Source organism: Paraburkholderia sp. GAS334, from assembly GCF_050436625.1.
Lineage (GTDB): Bacteria > Pseudomonadota > Gammaproteobacteria > Burkholderiales > Burkholderiaceae > Paraburkholderia.
In genome coordinates, this window is sequence record NZ_JBNDMO010000018.1 from 88,242 (window position 1) to 105,793 (window position 17,552).

The 17,552-nt window shown below is 57.0% G+C and carries 14 protein-coding genes and 1 pseudogene; 2 read left to right on the forward strand and 13 right to left on the reverse strand.

Annotated elements, in window-relative coordinates:
• Positions 1–7: 7 nt before the first annotated feature.
• The 3 genes from P3T21_RS27010 to P3T21_RS27020 all read right to left on the reverse strand — a co-directional run bounded on the left by P3T21_RS27010 (position 8) and on the right by P3T21_RS27020 (position 5,268).
• Positions 8–3,202 (reverse strand): efflux RND transporter permease subunit, encoded by a 3,195-nt coding sequence (locus P3T21_RS27010; RefSeq protein WP_429259017.1) that lies wholly within the window; start codon positions 3,200–3,202, stop codon positions 8–10.
• Between the two features lie 45 nt (positions 3,203–3,247).
• A complete protein-coding gene (locus tag P3T21_RS27015; protein WP_429259066.1) occupies positions 3,248–4,354 on the reverse strand; it encodes an efflux RND transporter periplasmic adaptor subunit in 1,107 nt (368 codons plus the stop codon).
• 98 nt (positions 4,355–4,452) lie between these two features.
• Complete coding sequence (locus tag P3T21_RS27020; protein WP_429259018.1) at positions 4,453–5,268, reverse strand: alpha/beta hydrolase; 816 nt, start codon at positions 5,266–5,268, stop codon at positions 4,453–4,455.
• A gap of 219 nt (positions 5,269–5,487) precedes the next feature.
• Between P3T21_RS27020 and P3T21_RS27025 the strand changes: the two genes are divergently transcribed.
• Positions 5,488–5,706, forward strand: coding sequence for an alpha/beta hydrolase fold domain-containing protein (locus P3T21_RS27025; protein ID WP_429259067.1), 219 nt, complete (start codon positions 5,488–5,490; stop codon positions 5,704–5,706).
• Positions 5,707–6,195: 489 nt separating this feature from the next.
• Here P3T21_RS27025 and P3T21_RS27030 read toward each other — a convergent pair whose 3' ends face one another.
• The 10 genes and pseudogenes from P3T21_RS27030 to P3T21_RS27075 form a co-directional block, all read right to left on the reverse strand.
• Positions 6,196–6,612, reverse strand: coding sequence for a hypothetical protein (locus P3T21_RS27030; protein WP_429259019.1), 417 nt, complete (start codon positions 6,610–6,612; stop codon positions 6,196–6,198).
• Positions 6,613–6,856: 244 nt separating this feature from the next.
• Positions 6,857–7,576 (reverse strand): SIR2 family protein, encoded by a 720-nt coding sequence (locus P3T21_RS27035; protein WP_429259020.1) that lies wholly within the window; start codon positions 7,574–7,576, stop codon positions 6,857–6,859.
• Between the two features lie 844 nt (positions 7,577–8,420).
• Positions 8,421–8,783 (reverse strand): annotated as a pseudogene (locus P3T21_RS27040) (SDR family NAD(P)-dependent oxidoreductase); the annotation flags it as partial.
• A 303-nt stretch (positions 8,784–9,086) separates the two neighbouring features.
• Complete coding sequence (locus P3T21_RS27045; protein ID WP_429259021.1) at positions 9,087–9,986, reverse strand: helix-turn-helix domain-containing protein; 900 nt, start codon at positions 9,984–9,986, stop codon at positions 9,087–9,089.
• 1,012 nt (positions 9,987–10,998) lie between these two features.
• Positions 10,999–11,607, reverse strand: a complete 609-nt coding sequence (locus P3T21_RS27050) for a zinc-binding dehydrogenase (protein WP_429259022.1) — start codon at positions 11,605–11,607, stop codon at positions 10,999–11,001.
• A 72-nt stretch (positions 11,608–11,679) separates the two neighbouring features.
• Positions 11,680–11,967, reverse strand: a complete 288-nt coding sequence (locus tag P3T21_RS27055; RefSeq protein WP_429259023.1) for an alcohol dehydrogenase catalytic domain-containing protein — start codon at positions 11,965–11,967, stop codon at positions 11,680–11,682.
• A 53-nt stretch (positions 11,968–12,020) separates the two neighbouring features.
• Entirely contained in the window at positions 12,021–12,545 is a 525-nt protein-coding gene (locus P3T21_RS27060) for a nuclear transport factor 2 family protein (protein ID WP_429259024.1), read from the reverse strand.
• 483 nt (positions 12,546–13,028) lie between these two features.
• A complete protein-coding gene (locus P3T21_RS27065; RefSeq protein WP_429259025.1) occupies positions 13,029–14,063 on the reverse strand; it encodes a LysR family transcriptional regulator in 1,035 nt (344 codons plus the stop codon).
• Positions 14,064–14,208: 145 nt separating this feature from the next.
• Positions 14,209–14,523 carry a DUF3331 domain-containing protein gene (locus tag P3T21_RS27070; RefSeq protein WP_429259026.1) on the reverse strand — a complete coding sequence of 105 codons (315 nt, stop codon included), beginning with the start codon at positions 14,521–14,523 and terminating at the stop codon, positions 14,209–14,211.
• A gap of 884 nt (positions 14,524–15,407) precedes the next feature.
• On the reverse strand, positions 15,408–15,854 hold the full coding sequence (locus P3T21_RS27075) for a hypothetical protein (RefSeq protein WP_429259027.1): 447 nt from the start codon (positions 15,852–15,854) through the stop codon (positions 15,408–15,410).
• Positions 15,855–15,971: 117 nt separating this feature from the next.
• Here P3T21_RS27075 and P3T21_RS27080 point away from each other — a divergent pair.
• Positions 15,972–17,512, forward strand: a protein-coding gene (locus tag P3T21_RS27080) for an IS3 family transposase (RefSeq protein ID WP_429259028.1) whose coding sequence is annotated in 2 segments (ribosomal slippage) — positions 15,972–16,230 and positions 16,230–17,512 — 1,542 coding nt in all. Because the reading frame shifts where the segments join, the coding sequence is not laid out codon by codon here.
• Positions 17,513–17,552 lie beyond the last annotated feature (40 nt).

Genomic DNA, 17,552 nt, shown 5'->3' on the forward strand with positions numbered 1-17,552 from the left:
GGTGACCTCACGCTTCGACCGAGGCATCGACACCGCGCACGTGCGGGTGATGTCCGTGCTTGTCCACGATGTGCTCTGTCCTCGCGAGTTTCCGAAGAATCACGTAGAAGACTGGCGTAAGCAGCAACCCGAACAAGGTCACCCCAAGCATCCCGAAGAACACGGCGATACCTATGGCATGACGCATCTCCGAACCTGCGCCACTTGAGACGACCAGTGGCACCACGCCCATGACGAATGCAAAGGACGTCATCAGGATTGGCCGCAAACGCAGTCGGCTAGCTTCAATGGCGGCCTGAACAATCGACCGCCCTTCCATCTCCAGTTCACGGGCGAACTCGACTATGAGAATCGCATTTTTCGCGGACAATCCAACAAGCACCATGAGGCCAATCTGCGTGAATATGTTGTTATCTCCGTGAGTCAACCAGACTCCGAGTAGCGCAGAGAGCACACTCATAGGGACAATCATCAGAATGGCCAGAGGCAAAGTCAGGCTTTCATACATCGCCGCCAACACCATGTAGACGAGCAGAACGCTGATAGGGAAAACCCAGAGAGCAGCGTTACCCGCAAGAATCTGCTGATAGGTCAGGTCGGTCCACTCAAACTTCATTCCGCGCGGCAACGTCTTGGCTGCAATCCTGTCAATCGCAGCCTGCGCCTGCCCCGATGAGTAGCCCGGTGCGGGACCGCCATTGATGTCAGCAGAGGTGTAGCCGTTATATCGGACTACCGAATCAGGACCATAGGTCGGTGTAACCTTCGCAAGGGTGGACAGCGGAACCATTTCACCCTTGTCGTTACGCGTCTTCAGCAATCCGATGTCCTCCGTATGTGTGCGGAATGGCGCATCTGCCTGCACACGCACCTGATAGACACGGCCAAAACGGTTGAAGTCATTCACATAGAACGAGCCAAGATAGACCTGCATCGTGTTGAAGACGTCGCTAACCGACACACCCAGTTGCATGGCCTTCACGCGGTCGATATCAACATTCACCTGCGGCACGTTGATCTGATAGGTGGAGAACAACGGACCGAGTTCGGGTGCTTTCGCTGCCTCCTTGAGGAAAGCCTGGGTAGCGTTGTCCAACGTGGTATAGCCCGCGGCCTGCTGGTCTTCAATCTGCAGCTTGAAGCCGCCAAGAGTCCCCAAGCCCAGAACCGGCGGCGGGGGGAAGACTGCGACGAACGCCCCCTTGATTCTAGAGAGTCGCTTGTTCAGTTCCACAGCAATGCTCAGACCAGTCAGCGACTTGCTTTTACGCTCTTCAAAAGGGGTTTCGCTCAGGAAGATGACCGCCGAACTCGACGAGTTGGTGAAACCATTGACGGACAGACCCGGGAACTGCACGGCTGCGTCGACGCCTGGAGTCTTTAGCGCAATGTCGCCAACTTGTCGCACGACCTCTTCGGTCCGGTCGAGGGAGGCGCCGTTGGGCAGTTGTACGATTGTGACCAGGTACTGCTTGTCCTGAACCGGAACAAACCCACCCGGCACAACTTTGCCCATGAGAACCGTCAACCCCAGCAAGACGGCATAGATGACGACGATGATGACCTTGCGGTTGACAACCCTGGCTACTCCACGACTATACGATTCAGAGCCGCGGTGAAATACGTTGTTGAACGCGTTGAAGAAAGGTCCGAACACCTTGTCCATGGCGCGCGATAGCCAGTCCTTCGGATCGTGATGCCCCTTGAGCAGTAAAGCAGAAAGAGCCGGTGAAAGCGTAAGCGAGTTGAACGCGGAAATGACTGTCGAAATGGCAATCGTCATTGCGAACTGCTTGTAGAACTGGCCCGTGAGACCACTCATGAACGCGAGCGGCACGAACACGGCGACCAGCGTCAACGCGATCGCGATGATCGGCCCGCTCACCTCCTGCATGGCCTGGTGGGTTGCTTCCTTTGGAGATAGCCCCGTGGCGATATTGCGTTCGACGTTCTCGACCACCACGATTGCATCGTCGACCACGATGCCGATCGCCAGCACCATGCCGAAGAGCGATAGCGCATTCACCGAGAAGCCAAAAGCAAGCATCAGCGAGAACGTGCCGACAATCGAAACGGGCACGGCAATCAGTGGAATGACCGATGCGCGCCACGATTGCAAAAATACGATGACCACCAGCACGACCAGTGCGACAGCTTCCAGCAACGTGTGAATCACCGCATGGATACTCGCACGCACGAACTGCGTCGGGTCATAGACGATCTCATACTTAACGCCTTCCGGCATATCGGCCTGGAGATCCTTCATCGCTTCCCGAACGTGCTGGGAAATATCCAGCGAGTTCGCGCCCGGCAATTCGAAGATCGCCATGGCAACGGCAGACTTGTTACTAAGCAGCGACCGACGCGCGTATTCGGACGCACCCAATTCGACGCGTGCGACGTCCTTGAGCCGCGTCACGGCGCCGTCGGGCGACGTCTTCAGGACGATATCGCGGAACTCGTCTTCCGTATGAAGCCGGCCCAGTGCGTTCACGTTAAGCTGCAGCGGCGCATCCGAAGTCGACGGTGACGCGCCAATCTGACCCACTGCAATCTGGAGATTCTGTGCCCGAATCGCCGCCACTACATCGTTTGCCGTCATATTGTGCTCGGCCACCTTGTGCGGATCGAGCCAGACGCGCATGGAGTAGTCACCGGAACCCCACAGGGTGACCTGACCGACACCTGGAATACGCTCCAGACGGTCACGAACGTTTATGAGCGCATAGTTCCTGAGATACGTGCTGTCGTATTTCGCGCTCGGCGAAACAAGGTGGACAACCATGGTAAGCGTCGGGGACGACTTGACGGTCGTCACGCCAAGGCGCTGCACATCTTCTGGCAAGCGAGGCAACGCCTGGTTCACCCGGGTTTCAACCTGCTGCTGCGCAAGGTCAGGATTCGTCCCAAGCTTGAACGTGATTGTCAACGTGAGTGTGCCGTCGCTATTGGCCTGAGACTGCATGTACAGCATGTTCTCGACGCCATTAATCTGTTCTTCAAGTGGCGAAGCAACTGAGTCAGCGATAACCTTGGGGTTAGCGCCGGGGTATTGCGCTGTCACCACAACGGACGGCGGTACGACGTTGGGATATTCCGAAATGGGCAGATTGACCATGGCAATCAGACCCGCCAGCAGAATCACTGCTGACAGGACGGCCGCAAATATCGGACGCTCGATGAAAAATTTGGAGAGGTTCATGACAGTCTCTTGCTAGGCACCAAGGGCATTGTGAAACGTGCGCACTCAGGAAGCTCCCGTCGCGGAAGCAGAGTCGCCCGACATCTGCACAGAGTTTGGTTTGACGGGGTCGCCCGGACGAACTCGCTGCATACCGTTAACAACAATGCGATCGCCCGGTTGCAGCCCGCCTGTGACGACGCGCAGGCTTCCTTGCTGGTCACCTAGCTTCACTTCGCGGTACTGAACCTTGTTTTCCTTGTCCACCAACAAGACGAACTTCTTATCCTGGTCGGTCTGGATTGCTGCATCGCTGACCAGCACTGCCTGGTGCGGAACGCCACCACCAACGCGAGCTCGGACGTACAGCCCGGGTACAAGCACGCCGTCCGCGTTGTCAAAGCGCGCGCGTACGCGAATCGTCCCCGCGCTGGTATCAAGCCGGTTGTCCACGGAATCGATCACGCCGTCCCGGGAATGGCCCGTCTCGTTGGCCAGGCCAATTGAGACTGGCACGGTCACTCTAGAGTCGTGGCTGAGAAAGCGCAGGTACGTCTGTTCGTCGACGTCAAACGACGCATAGATGGGTGACGTCGAAACCAAAGTCGTCAGCACCGGCGCGTTTGCCCCGATGGAAACCACGTTACCGACTGTCAGTAACGCACGAGAAGCGCGCCCGGACACGGGCGCCGAGATGGCCGTGTAGCCCAGATTGATCTGTGCCGCTTCAAGCGCAGCCTTCGCCGCCTTCACCGCTGCCACCGCTTCGCGGTTTGCATTCTGCGCCTCGTCGTAATCGCGCCTGGCGATGGCATTGTCGGTCAGTAATCTCTGGGCACGCGCCCAGTCCGTCGAGGCATATCCGCTGCGGGACTCCGCCGAAGCGAGTTGCGCTGCTGCCCGGTCGACCTCCGCCTGATACGGACGCGGGTCGATGCTAAAAAGCAGGTCTCCTTTCCTGACCATCGCGCCGTCCTGGAAATGGACGGCGACGATCGTTCCTGAAACGAGGGGCCGAATCTCTACATCGTTGATGGCCTGGATTCGACCCGAGTACTCCTGATAGTCGGTGATGGACCGCGAGACAACAGTCGCAACATCAACGCCCACTGCGGGTGGCGCCGCAGCGGCGGCAGCCTTAGTGACGGGCGCGCCACCGTACGTGTGATACATGGCGCCGGCGCTGACGATGACCGCCAGGGAAATCGCGCTGGAGATAACCAGCTTACGCTTGAAAGCCATTTCAAACTCCCATTTACTGATGAGGTGAATCAGGAGCGCTTTGAAGTAGTGCCAAATCTCTTGATGAAGAAGGCTGCCACGTCAGCAAGTACCTCCTGTCGTGACGCCAGTTCGTTGTGCGCGACATTCCCGTAGCGCGTAACCATCGTGGGTACACCTGCGGCGATCAATTTTGCAGCGTACTTCTCTGCCTCCACGTGCATCAGATCGTTTTCTGCGCTGGCAATGAAGGCAGCAGGCAGTCCCTTCAGGCGGCGAGACTCGATTGGTGCGGCGTACGGATGCAGCCGGTGAGACACGACCGGCAAATAGGCTCTGTAGCCAAACGCACACTCTGCCGCGCTCATATCTGGCGTTTTGTCATCGTCCAGATCTGCGAAGCGCGTCATGCTCGGATCGAGTAGTGGTGCAAGAAGCGCTTGAGCCGCAAACCGGAAGTCAGCCTGGTCACGGACCATGGCCGCGAGGCTCGTAGCCAGATTGCCGCCGGCGTCGTGCCCGGCCACAGCAATACTTTTCACGTCGACGGAAAGCGCACGCGCATTACTCACAACCCACTGAGCGGCAAGGTATCCGTCATGGAGCGCGGTGGGGAATGGAAATTCCGGTGCCAGCGAGTAACCTACGGATATGACCAGAGCATGGACTTCCATAGCCAGTCGCGTGCAAATCGTGTCGGTCTGCTCGGGCGTCCCCTTAACAAAGCCGCCGCCGTGAAAGAAAACGATGGCGGGTAAGGAGCCGCGCTTGATAGGAGGACGATACGTACGCAACCGGATCACTTGTGCGTGGCCGTCCAGATCCAGGTCCCTAATTTCGACCGCCTGTTCGACATTGGTTTTCATACCTTTCACGCCCTGTGCCTTCGCGGATGTTTCGACAGGACGGATTGTGGTCCAAGGCGGCCAACCGATAAATGGCTATCATCCAGATCAGAATTCGCGTCAGTTGAACAAGCTGGGTGGCGGCGCGCAAGTCATCCGGCGCGCGTCAGGCAGATTCGCTGTATTCGTCAGGAATCAGGATTGCTCGAATCGCTGCCTGGCCCAAAACTAACTGGCGAGGTGCAGGCTCCCGTTGTATCAGTGGGCTACTCGCGGGCTCCAACGTTTCCATTGCCGGCCGCTCTTCATGACGGATACCTCATCGCACTGAGGGTTGTGACCAACGCGCGTTCACTTTCCGCGCGTGGCCGGTCAGATCCACGTCCCCAACTTCGATCACCGGTTCGACTTTTGTTTTCATTCCATTCAGGCTTGACGCCTTCTCGAATGCTTCGATAGAACAGATTTTGATCGCTGGGCAGCAGTAAGATAAATGGTTAGGATTCGGAACATGGCGTTCGTTGCATTTCGCTCAATCGGGTGGGGATTGATGCGGCCTGTCGTCCGCCGAGCGAGCGACGCCGTGCATCTCCACGTCCTTGGTGAAAACCTGTATCACCAAGTGCCTGTCCATATTCGCTATCCCTCACAAACCAGCTGCATATCCTGCATATTCGGGGAGAAGAGCTTGCCGATGAAGCTGATTCTTCGGCTGCTGCGAATTGTGTTCTTATCCTCGCCAAAATCGATGAGACTGAAGAAAGGCGGATCAGTAGAGCCACGGGTGCTCCCGGCAAACAGAGAGTCGACATGTCTGGTTCCCCGGGGCGGGTGATCGCCAACATGCTCACGGACAAGGTGATCCTGCAGAAGTGGCTCAACGCGGGATATGTGTACCAGGACGAACTCTTTCCGACCCATGCCGGGGTCGCTCAAGGGGGAATTATTTCACCGGTAGTGGCCAACATGGCGTTGGATGATGCTCAGGGAGAAATTCCCGGCTGCGAAGCGGACAGGCTTGAAAATGCACATGGTGTGGTCCGCGGACGACTTCATCATCACCAGCCACTCGAAAGAGTAGTTGGAGCAGGAGGTCAGGCGCAACACCGCCTGAGTCCACAACGCCGAGAGCTGATCGAGTTGCACGGCGCTGCTGTGCAAGCTGTCACGCGGCTTGTTGTACAGGACCGGTCGCAATTTGATCGCGCGCAAGATGCTGGTCACGCCCAGCAACTCGGTGCGCACCGCCAAGCCTGCCACGGCAGTGGCGAACCACATGAAGCTGCGCAGGCGCGAGAACGCCGGACGCAGCAACCAGATCGCATCCCACCAAACAATCCAAACACCTCCTTCAAATCGAAACACGCATTGAGACGTTTAAGGCGAAGCTCGCCGCGATCGACGAAATGCGCCCAGGCTCACTCAGCTGCCAATACACGGACCCCGTCAACCAGAGTGGGGCGTACTATCAGCTGAGCTATACGCGGGGCAGGAAGAGTCGGCCTGAGTAGAACAAGGCATCGCATGCTTAAAGATGCGTTGTTCTAATGTTAGCCACCTCGGCACGAGAGTGTAATAGCCGAGACATGTCCGATCGGGCGAAGGCCATCTAGCAGTCGAGGAATCGCAGGACCTTCGTTAGTTCGAGCGTTTCGCGTTCCCCAAAGATTTCGTTTAGCGGCCGGCGCGACGCTCCTATGAGTCCGTGACGGAACGCATTCTCGACGAGGGTTCGCCCCCCGCGTCCATCGCCAGACGACGATGGCGCATTCGCGGCTGCGTCCGAACCCTCCGGCGCCATAACGTAAAGCTGCAATCCGTGTTCAGCCACTGCCTTCGCGATTACATCGTTGATATAGATGTCGCGGAAGCCGTAGCCAATTGTCATAAGTCGATTGTTAGGCTGTGAGACATAGTGCACGAACTGCCGCTGATACCAGTCGAGAATCGGTGGAAGGCCGCGCGCGCGAGCGTTCTCGCCTCCTGTAATAAGCAGCGAGCCGCCTTCGCTGTCAACCCAATTCCAGGACCCGTGTAGCTTGAAACATGGCTGTCGGTTCGCAGTGACGCGAAATTCGCTTTCATTCGCAGGAACCCATTGATCCGTCCAAGGGATCCCGCACGGACCAGAGCCCGCGTTCGAAGACAATTGCATCCCAGGTAGCTCGACCCCGTCCCACCTCTGGAGATACTGATACTCCAGAAGGAGATCCTGGTTCAGGGTGAAGATTGCATCGAACCGGCTCAGGAATTTGCGCACTGACCTGTCCCCGAGGCCGAGGTCGAAATCTGCAAGGCGGGATATGTAATAGTCCATCGCCTTGGACATAGCTCTAATCGCCGTCTCGAGGCTTCGCAAATCGGCGGAGTGTCGTTCGGGATCGAGTCTCGCCCTCCCCCGCAAGTCCGCCAAGGCAGATTCATATCCGCCGATTTTGTTGGAGCTCCAAAGCAACGCCGTGACAGCCGGTGACGATCTAACCTCGGGGCACCCGAGCAAATATTCGAAGGCCTCCGACTCAAGCCAGCCACCCCAACTACGGGTGAACCCTGCTCCCAGCAATACCGAACAAGCCATCTCCCCTCCGAAAGGAATAGAGTACCGGTTCTTACTACCTTTGACGGGTTCGCCAGTTTTACTGACAGGCTCGAACCGAACCCATTGCATAAGTTGCCGCATCCGTGTGCATCGCGTGCACCGTGCCTCGCCCAACGCGCCGTTCGTCGACGAATGCGCTCGTGCTGATGCCGTCGAACTGATCCTGATTGATTCGGCCTACACATCCTCCATCTGTGCGGTGACGTATGCATCGCGAGAGGGTGGGAGTGTGTCAGGCGCCGGCACGGTTGTCCGTGTTCCGGTGCCTGGCGGTCATCACGGCCTTCAGGCTACCTAGCTGCAAGGAAAGGCCGGGAATCGCATGCTGCCGCCTCGCGCAGCATCCATACAGTGTGCAGCGGCGCGGTGCAGGAGCATTGACGCGCGGTGGGGCGTCTCGCCTCGCTGGAGTGCGAACAGTACCCGTGGTGGCGTCGTTCCCGCCGCCCCCTTCAGCACGGACAACCGTTTGCCCTGCGAAGACACCTGCTTCTGCACATCTGTGCACCTTCGAACCAACGGTTGACATCCGGTGTCTATCGTGCCGTCGCATAGCGACGTGCAGGGACATTGCTCGACAGATGAGCGCATTGACGTTCAGGTCGATCATCCGCGTCATCGCGTCGACGTCGCTATCAAGCGGAGGCGTATGCGTACCCACGCCCGCGTTGTTGAGCAGCAGTGTGATGCTTGCGTCCTGTTTCAGTATCGCTTCGACGCCGACAAGCGCTGCGCGGTCGTTGAGATCCGCATCGACGATTTCACCGCTTCGGCGCGTTTCGTTCGTGATGCGGTCGGCGAGCGAAATCAGACGATCGCGGTTCCGCGCGACCAGAATCAGGTCGTAGCCGCGACGTGCCAGCCGGCCCGCGTACACTGCGCCGATATCCGACGATTCGCCAGTAATTAGGGCCGTACCTTGGTGCGCCTCAGCCATGATGTCACTCCATTTCGAATGGCCATACGGTTTCCGTGTTGCCAGCAGTCTTCGAATGCAGTGTAGGGCGATAACGAGCGTGGGAGGTTTGGCGCGATTGAATACAATTTTTATTCCTCGCCAACAATAGATGAGTCCTTTTGTAAAGTCTCTCCGGCTCGGGGTGCATGTTTCCCCAACGACCGGGTTGCTGAAGGAGCGCAACGGGCGTGCCTCGCTTCGTGGAGTCACTGCAGTTCGCAGCGAACGCCTGGGACGGATATAAGAGGTAGGATTTACCCGCTCTGGTAAGCGCTGGCGTTGCTATCGGGCCGCGCGACGCCACGCTCCGGGAGACATGCCGTTAGACGTGAGGAAACGTCTATTGAAGTGCGCCTGGGCAGCGAAGCCACAGGCTAGAGCAATCTCCGCAAGGGAAAGTTGGGTGGTCAGCATCAAAGCCTTTGCGCGTAGCAGACGCTGAGCGATCAGAAATTGATACGGAGACTGACCAGTCTGTTGTTTAAACGCGTGGCTGAAATGTCCCACAGACATGCCACACTCGTTGGCTAACATCGGTACAGTCAGAGATCCATCAAGGTGCGTATCTATCAGCTCCCTTACTCGTTTTTCTTGCCACGACGCGAGTCCCCCTCTGCGACTCGGAGCGTCGCCAAGTTTGACACTCCCGTACGTCCGAAGCAGGTGCGTTGTTATGCTACGCGTAATCGCGTCGATAAACAGTGGGCATGCCCCGTCCGGTTGCTCGAGCGCCGGCAGCAGGCAAGCTGCAAGATGCCCAATGATCGGATCCACCGTCCCCGGCGTGGGGCATCGTAACTCCTCAATCTGCCGGGCGCCGGAATCGTCGATAACCTGTTTTAGGGCGAACCGCGGAAGGTTGAATCGAACGATGTCGAATGGCTCAAACAACTCGCAGTGTGGTTCATCACTCAAGTGGGCAAAACATATCGCATGTAGGCGCACGGGCACCTGCGGATTCGTGACTGCGCGATTACCAAGCCACATGCGGCCGGAAGACATCGGCCTCAATTTCACACTCATGAAATAGGCGTCGTCGCGAGGCAAGATTGGCGCAAAGCCAAACGCACGGCCGTCGTACAGGACGCGTGATACGGACATCGAAGGACCATTCAGGGCCCGGCGATGCAGGACGGGGATGGCCGAGCCTTCATCAGATTCGCAATCGCGTGTCGGCAACATGGTTGGACCTCGTGACGTATGAAGATAAGATGCCCGGAGGGCACTCGAATCGAGCCATCCTGTTTGTTTTATAAATATATCGGTGAAATCGCAAACACGCTACACAGCGTCGCTGACCCGGGATTTATCGGGGAATGCGGGCGAGGCGTAAGAGCGCGATCGCGATGGTCCCAGGTCATGTCTCCGAGGTCCCGCATCCGTTCCTTCCGCGTTATAACCATTGTCCGTTTAGGTTCTCGTCGTTATCTGCTGTGATCCGTCTTTATCATTTGTTGCTGAAGATTGGGCCGCAGTTGTTGACTGCTGCGCCTCGACTGACCGAGGAATCCGGTCACCGCCGCTTCGGCACCTGTCGAGGAATTCTTCAATGTGCTTCCGATGTATTCACTTCATTCATGCCGTCTGATCGCGCCTCGTGATCCGCGTCACGACGTGCCACGCATCCGCGGCGCGCTACATTGTTCGCTCTACTTGAATTGCGTTTAAAGACATCACGACGATTTATCCTCTGCCTGGCCTGACCTCTCTACTTTCAGGCGAGGATGAAAGGCCCGCCGGAGAAAGCGAAGTTCCGATATGCTGATTTTTCAAGGTCAATCTCACGCGTACCTATACGGAGAAACAACCGTTTTGGCATATGCAGCACATTCCCCGGGTTCTCCACCCACGACTGAAAGACAGACACGCACGAGAACTGCCGCATCAGGCAGGTACAGTTAACTTTCTCCGGAACTGTGCACCGTGCTGGATAGTGCGGCGACCAGAAACGCTCAGCTGCGGCATAGTCACGCTTGTTAAACAACGTATAGAAGGCTTCCAGAACTAAGGCTTTGTTCTTGCATTGTCGTCATTTTCGTTTTTCTAGAATTCTGCTAGATCCGTCTCGAGTTGCATCAGTGAATGCCAAGAAGGACGACAACGAAATGCCGCCACCCCTTAAAACAGGCTGCCTGTTTTTGGACGTGACAGCGGGCTGCGGGACCTTCGCGGGAAAATTCAGCGTTCGTTGCACCTAGTCTCTAACTTGCAGAAGAACTTTTCCGCCTCTCACCTGATGGGCGATTGCGACGCCGATCTCCTCAAGCGGATACGTCGCGGCCACTGGAATGGCGGTTTCGCCCGAAGCAATCATCTTTGCCGCCTGCATGATGGCGCTGGGAATCCGTCCGGCGAAGTCCGGATCACCTACTGAAAAGCCACGAACGGTCAGGTCATTGAAGATGACATCGAACGGACTAACAGCCATGGCCGCAAAGCTCGGGGCAGCGTACGACACGAGGGTGCCGCGACGCCCCAGCAACTTGGCCAGGCGGCCCGTAGCCTCGCCGCTGACAGCATCCAGCGCAAGCCGCATGCGCTTTTCGCCCAGCGCCTCGGTCATCTTCCTGGGCGCGTTATCGTCGTCCAGCAACACCAGCTCGCATCCCGCTTCCCGGGCTGCGTCCATAGCCTCGGCGCGGCGCACCAGGCCGAGAGTCTTCACACCTTTTCTCTTGGCGAAACTGACTATCCAGCGCGCTATGGCCGAGTTGGCCGCGTTTATTGCAATCCAGTCATCCGGTTGCAACTGCACGTACGTCTCGAGCAGAAGATGCGCGGAGGGCGGGTTGATGGTAAGCATTGCTAGCTGCTGAGGGTCGGCATCGGCAGGAAGCGCGACTATGCCGTCCGCGTTGACGACCATCCGCTCGGGTTAGGTAAAGCTGCCCCTTGGGAGAGCGACGCGGTCGCCGAGCCTGAGGTTGCCGACTCTGGCACCGACCTCCAGCACACGTCCAGCCCCCTCGTTGCCGATAACAGATGGCAATTCGGGATGCAGCGGGTACAAGCCCCGTGCGACGAGAATGTCGCTGAAGTTGATTGGGGCATACTCGACCCCGACCAGCACCTGCCCCCCGCCCGGACTGGCGGGTTCTGGCAACTCACGGAATTCGAGACCCGTTGCAGGGTCGCCATATGCGGTAAGTACGACAGCTTTCAAGGTGAAACTCCTTTTCGATGGATGCCTAAGTAGGCACAGCGCCCGGGCATGCCTTATACGGCTTCGGGTTGCGGTATGTCAGCCAATCGGTTAGGGAAGAACGAGTACGCTGTCATCACGATGTTCAGGGCTTCGCGTAACAGCTTGATTTTTCCGTCTTCGACGTGGATGTAGCCAAAGAAATGCTGCTTGAACGACTGCTGCGTCGCGACGGCTGGTGCATCGACCTTGTATTCGGCAAACGCACTCTCCGAGGTATCAATCAGCACGACTGCGTCGCGATAGTCCCACTCAGGAACAAGCTGGAGAAGCAATGCATACAGAGATGCAATTTTGGTGCGCCCTTTGTATTGCCACTGCATGCCGAGGTCCGTCAGATACGGAAGCTCGACAACCCCGTCTTCAGCGAACAAAAGGGCGCCCTTCTTCGGGTTGTGCGCCAGCGGGAGGAATTCATTCAAAAGTTGCGCTGCAGTTTTCATGGCTGATTCCCACACGAATTTCACGTCGGTTGCGGCGTCGAATCGATACCCGCGGTAGCCACCAGTTCCGAGATCTCCGCCCATGAAGGCGTACATACCCAAACCGGACTTCACTCTGTTTGACTATGGTTTAGACCGTTGGCGTCGGGGCGCTAGTAGGCAAAGGCGAATTCAGTTGTGCTCAGCCTTCGACAATCAACGTCCGCCAGGTTACCTTCGGGTGCAGTCGCGCGCGGCGACAATCGCTGCGCGCCGATGGCGATAGCCAGTGTTCAAACGCCGCGAATACAGACTTCATCAGCTAGCCATTCAACTTCGCTGATCCCCTTGCGGTTCACTCGGTTCTTCTGGTTGATTATTGCTGTGCCGAAGCGACGTAGGATGGGGGAAAACGTGTTTCGGTCAGATCAAACTAATTCTGCGAGGAAGCGTGGCAGTCAACGACTCGAAGCCTATCAATTAAATGAAAGGACACGTTGGCGACGGCTTTTTTCGGCCAGAGCAGTTGGAAGGGGAAGTTCAGTAATGTCGATTGATACGATTCCGGCGCGGGAGCGAAGTAGCTCGCCGCGTGGGTATCTAGAGCGCGTGAGCCGCGGCGGAATGATCGGGAGTCTCTGCGGTGTTGGACGCTGCTCGTGCAAAAGAGCCCGTGAGCGCGGAGTGGGCCGGCTCGTCTGAACATGGCGACACCTCATTACGCACCTCTGTCGCGAAGAGCGAGGCGCGTTCGAATAGTTCTGAAATCCAGTCGACGAAAGCCCGTACAGAGCCCGAGAGATGCCGGTTCTGCGGATAAACGGCGGAAACCGGAGTTGCCTTTGGCTTGCAACGCGGCAGAATTTCTACCAGCTCCCCGGAGCGAAGGTAAGGGATAGCCATGAAGCGAGGCACCTGGACGATACCAAACCCGTTCAGGCCGCATGCTAGATAGGCTTCTGAGTCGTTGACTGCCACGCTTCCTCGCAGATTTAGTTTGATCGTCCTTTCGTTTAATTGAAACTGTAAGTCGGATGCGCGTGTTGGCCCGGGGCAGAGATATCGCACACCGACATGCGCACACAGATCGTCGATTGAATGAGGAACGCCATGGTATTCCAGGTATCTTGGAGCTGCCGCTGTCACTCGTTGCAGCGTACCAACGCGTCGCGCCACGAGACTAGAATCCATGAGTGATCCAAGCTTGATTGCACAGTCGACTGCCTCCTGGATCAGATCGACAGGTTTATCTCCGAAACCGATGGCTAGTTCGATGTCTGGATAACGGGCTCTGAAGTCGTCCAAAGCTGGAATCAGGAGGGCTTTTCCGATGAATCCCGGGGTGTCGATGCGGAGCTTGCCTTTTGGTATCCTCGCAATGATCGAGATGCTACCCTCCATCTCGTCAATTTCCGCCAGTATTTTCACGCAACGTTCGTAGAACTGCGCGCCCTCGGGTGTGAGGCTGAGTTGTCGCGTCGAGCGCTGTAGCAGGCGAACTTTCAGATAAGTTTCAAGATTCTGAACGATGACGGTGACAGATGCTCGTGCGAGATCGAGCGTGTCCGCAGCGCGCGAAAAGCTCCCGCTGTCGACGACCCTTGTGAACACTAGCATCGCTTGTAGCCGATCCATAGTCATTCCCCTTCGTATCTCGTAACGAGGTCGTTTTCTCAGTTCATTCGTTCGCCAGGATCTTCCGGCTCGCCGCCGCCATTCGGCGTGTATCAATGGGTTTGAGCAAGACGGATGCGGTGTTTTTCATCGGGTGCACGCCTGCCTAAAGATCGATCACCAACCGATCAATGTGGGCCGCCAGGATCATGGCGTCCATATTCATCGGTGTTGCTCGATAGCACGACGGCTTGTAGATAGGATCCCCTTTATGGATCTTCTCTCCGCTTGTCGCACACACTCCGGCGCGGGTCGCGACCGAGTGACGCCAGACCTGGTCCCCGTAGTAAACGCAACCTGCGGCGCACCAACTGATGGTCGCCGTGTGGGTGCTTGGTCGACCGGTTACGCACACCTTGAACTGCCCCGCGCGGATCGCACCAGCACGCGGTTTGTCGCGAATGGCATGATCGACATCCACTTCCGCGACTCCGTCCGTGAGATTGTTAAGGCGGCGAAGAAGGTTGAGCGTTTGACTTCCATGGATCGCATTGCAATTTGACCTCTAATACACGCCGGTTGGCACGCATGGCTGGCCAAGTTAAGCCTCATAGCTGGGCGTGCAGCTCCTTGGTCAACCGCCAAGTGCTCCTTGGCAAGGAACCCGTATAACGAATACCAAATCGTCCTGACTGCAGTAAACGCATAACAAGCTCCTCGTCCGACAGACGGAAGCGTGCTTAAAAAATTTTATGCCGAGAGCATTTGCTCTGTATTGACCGAAACTACGGGTTTTTGCTCGAATCTGCGCATTTTGTCTAAAACTCAGATGAGATCAAACGTTCAACGGCTCGCGTCGCGGGCGTCGCGGGCGTCGAGCCCGCGCGGCGTAACGCCGCGGCTTGGTACGCCGAGGTCTATGTCGAAACGTCGTTGCGCTCTGGGAGCGACGAGCCTTGTCTCGAATCCACGTTCTAGTTCTGACTACGTCTCGAAATGTCCGCCCCCTGTACCCGAAGTGCTGGAGATAAAGACGATTTCACAAAGATCGAATGGCCGTTTGATGGCGAGGAGCCGCCGTCTGAATGTCCGAGCGAGGCGAGGTACAAGTGACTCTTCATGGCCGATTTCTGCCCGACGCCCTCCACGCCTGAATTCACAAGCCATCCGCCGCGACAGACTGTACCCGACCCCATCTCGGCCGTTGGGGCCGTTGGGGCCGTTGGGGCCGTTGGGGGCCGTTGGGGGCCGCGAGGCCGCAATGGCCGCTTTCGAAGTAAGAACCGCCAGACGTGACGGAATAATCTCCAATGCAGCTGCGGGGTGCCGACCATTGATGCACATACCTCGCAACGGCCACACGCCTCATGCGGATGCATCATTTAGAGTGAACCTCGCAAACGAAGCTTCGACGACCGTTAGTGTTCCGCTCGACTTCGGGACCGAGTACCACATGGCAGTCGAGTTCAACAGCGTGGTGCCGATGCCATCTGCCTTAGCTTCGGGTTCTCCATAATGAAAGGTCATTCCCGAGATGGGCTCGGGCAAGGTGTCCTGCGGGGGACCCACCGTAATCGTAAAGTACACCCATCGGCGGCCATTCAATCGATGTGCGGCGACAATCCCGCTGTCCTCGTTCGCAACAATTTCATCTTCAAATTCGGCAAAGAATGCGCCCAGATAAACACTGCCTCGTCCTTTCCATTCCTCAAAGACAATTTTTACGCGTCCACTAAACGGAAAACTTGCGGTCTGCCTGCTGATGTCGTAGATAACCCGCAATACGTGAACCGGCCCGTCATTCGAAAACATGGGATACCTCCACGAAGCCTCCCTTGTCCCGCCGTGAGGACGAGATTTGGAATCGTAGGTTTTTATATGACTGATTCGGGGGTGCGGACGAAAACTTGGACTACCTGGGGGTAGTTCATGTACTCGTACGAAGACCGCCTTCGAGCGGTTCGGCTCTACTTAAAGTTGGGTAAGCGCATCGGAGCGACCATCCGACAGCTGGGGTACCCGACCAAGAATTCTCTTAAATCCTGGCATCGCGAATACGAACAGTGTCATGATTTACGGACCGGCTATGTTCGTTCGAGGCCGAGGTATTCGACCGAACAGAAGAAGGCGGCCGTCGATCATTATCTGAGTCGTGACCGTTGTGTTGCTGCAACCTTGAGGGCGTTGAGATTCCGAGTCGTGGGACGCTTTCAGCGTGGATTGAAGAACTGCGCCCCGAAATCGGAAAGCGCGTTGTTGGCAGGGCTACTGGCGGCGTTCCAAAATCGCGAGAGGTGAAGCAGGCAGCAGTCATCGAACTGTGCACCCGGGAGGGAGGTGCCCGCGTAGTTGCTGAAAAGATAGGCGTGAGCAGGCCGACGCTTTACAACTGGAAAAACAAGCTACTCGGTCGTGAGGTTCCGGCATCCATGAAACGCCATAAGAATCCAGCACCGGCCCATGAGCGGGCGGAACTGGAGCAGCAGGTCGAATCGCTTCGACGCGACATCCGGCAATTGCAGCTCGAGCACGATATCCTGAAGAAGGCAAATGAACTGTTAAAAAAAGGACTGGGCGTCGACCTGCAACTCCTGAGCAACCGGGAGAAGACGATGCTGGTTGACGCCCTGAAACAGACCTACACGTTGCCTGAGCTGTTAGCCGTATTGGGGCTTGCTCGCAGTTCCTACTTTTATCACCGTGCACGTCTGCTCGTCGCTGACAAGCATGCTGACGCGCGTCGCGTCATCGCAGACATCTTCGAACTCAATCATCGTTGCTACGGATATCGTCGAATACGCGCGGCATTGGGCAGGCAGCAGGTCGTCATCTCGGAGAAGGTAGTGCGACGTTTGATGAGGCAGGAGGGTCTGGCCGCTGCCACAACCAGGCGACGTCGCTACGGCTCCTACCGTGGAGAAATAGGTACCGCGCCGGAGAACATCATCAATCGTGACTTCCGTGCAGCAGCCCCGAATGAAAAGTGGCTCATCGACATTACCGAATTCCAGATTCCGGCCGGCAAGGTCTGTCTGTCGCCGGTGATCGACTGCTTCGACGGTCTCGTTGTGAGCTGGTCAATCGGCACGCGGCCGGATGCCGAACTCGTAAATACCATGCTGGATGCGGCCATCGAGACGGTGGCCAACAGCGATGAACGGCCTGTGGTCCACTCCGATCGCGGTGCGCACTATCGTTGGCCGGGATGGCTCTCACGGATGCGCGATGCCAGGCTAGTTCGTTCGATGTCACGCAAAGGATGCTCGCCCGATAATGCAGCCTGCGAAGGTTTCTTCGGGCGACTCAAGACGGAGTTGTTCTATCCTCGTGACTGGCAGGCTACGACCGTTGAGGAATTCATTGAGGTAGTCGACTCCTACATCCGCTGGTATAACGCAAAGCGGATCAAGGTCTCGCTTGGCTCACTCAGCCCGCTCGAATACCGGGAGAGTCTTGGAATTGCGGCATAAACCAGTCCAAGATTTTAGCCGCACCCCCTTCTGGGGAAAT

Coding starts and splice junctions, on each gene's coding strand:
- P3T21_RS27035 (WP_429259020.1), bottom strand. CDS start 7,576: ATGTCCAAGGCGATGGACTATTACATATCCCGCCTTGCAGATTTCGAC.
- P3T21_RS27075 (WP_429259027.1), bottom strand. CDS start 15,854: ATGTTTTCGAATGACGGGCCGGTTCACGTATTGCGGGTTATCTACGAC.
- P3T21_RS27010 (WP_429259017.1), bottom strand. CDS start 3,202: ATGAACCTCTCCAAATTTTTCATCGAGCGTCCGATATTTGCGGCCGTC.
- P3T21_RS27015 (WP_429259066.1), bottom strand. CDS start 4,354: ATGTATCACACGTACGGTGGCGCGCCCGTCACTAAGGCTGCCGCCGCT.
- P3T21_RS27060 (WP_429259024.1), bottom strand. CDS start 12,545: ATGTACGCCTTCATGGGCGGAGATCTCGGAACTGGTGGCTACCGCGGG.
- P3T21_RS27050 (WP_429259022.1), bottom strand. CDS start 11,607: ATGCTTACCATCAACCCGCCCTCCGCGCATCTTCTGCTCGAGACGTAC.
- P3T21_RS27020 (WP_429259018.1), bottom strand. CDS start 5,268: ATGAAAACCAATGTCGAACAGGCGGTCGAAATTAGGGACCTGGATCTG.
- P3T21_RS27065 (WP_429259025.1), bottom strand. CDS start 14,063: ATGGATCGGCTACAAGCGATGCTAGTGTTCACAAGGGTCGTCGACAGC.
- P3T21_RS27045 (WP_429259021.1), bottom strand. CDS start 9,986: ATGTTGCCGACACGCGATTGCGAATCTGATGAAGGCTCGGCCATCCCC.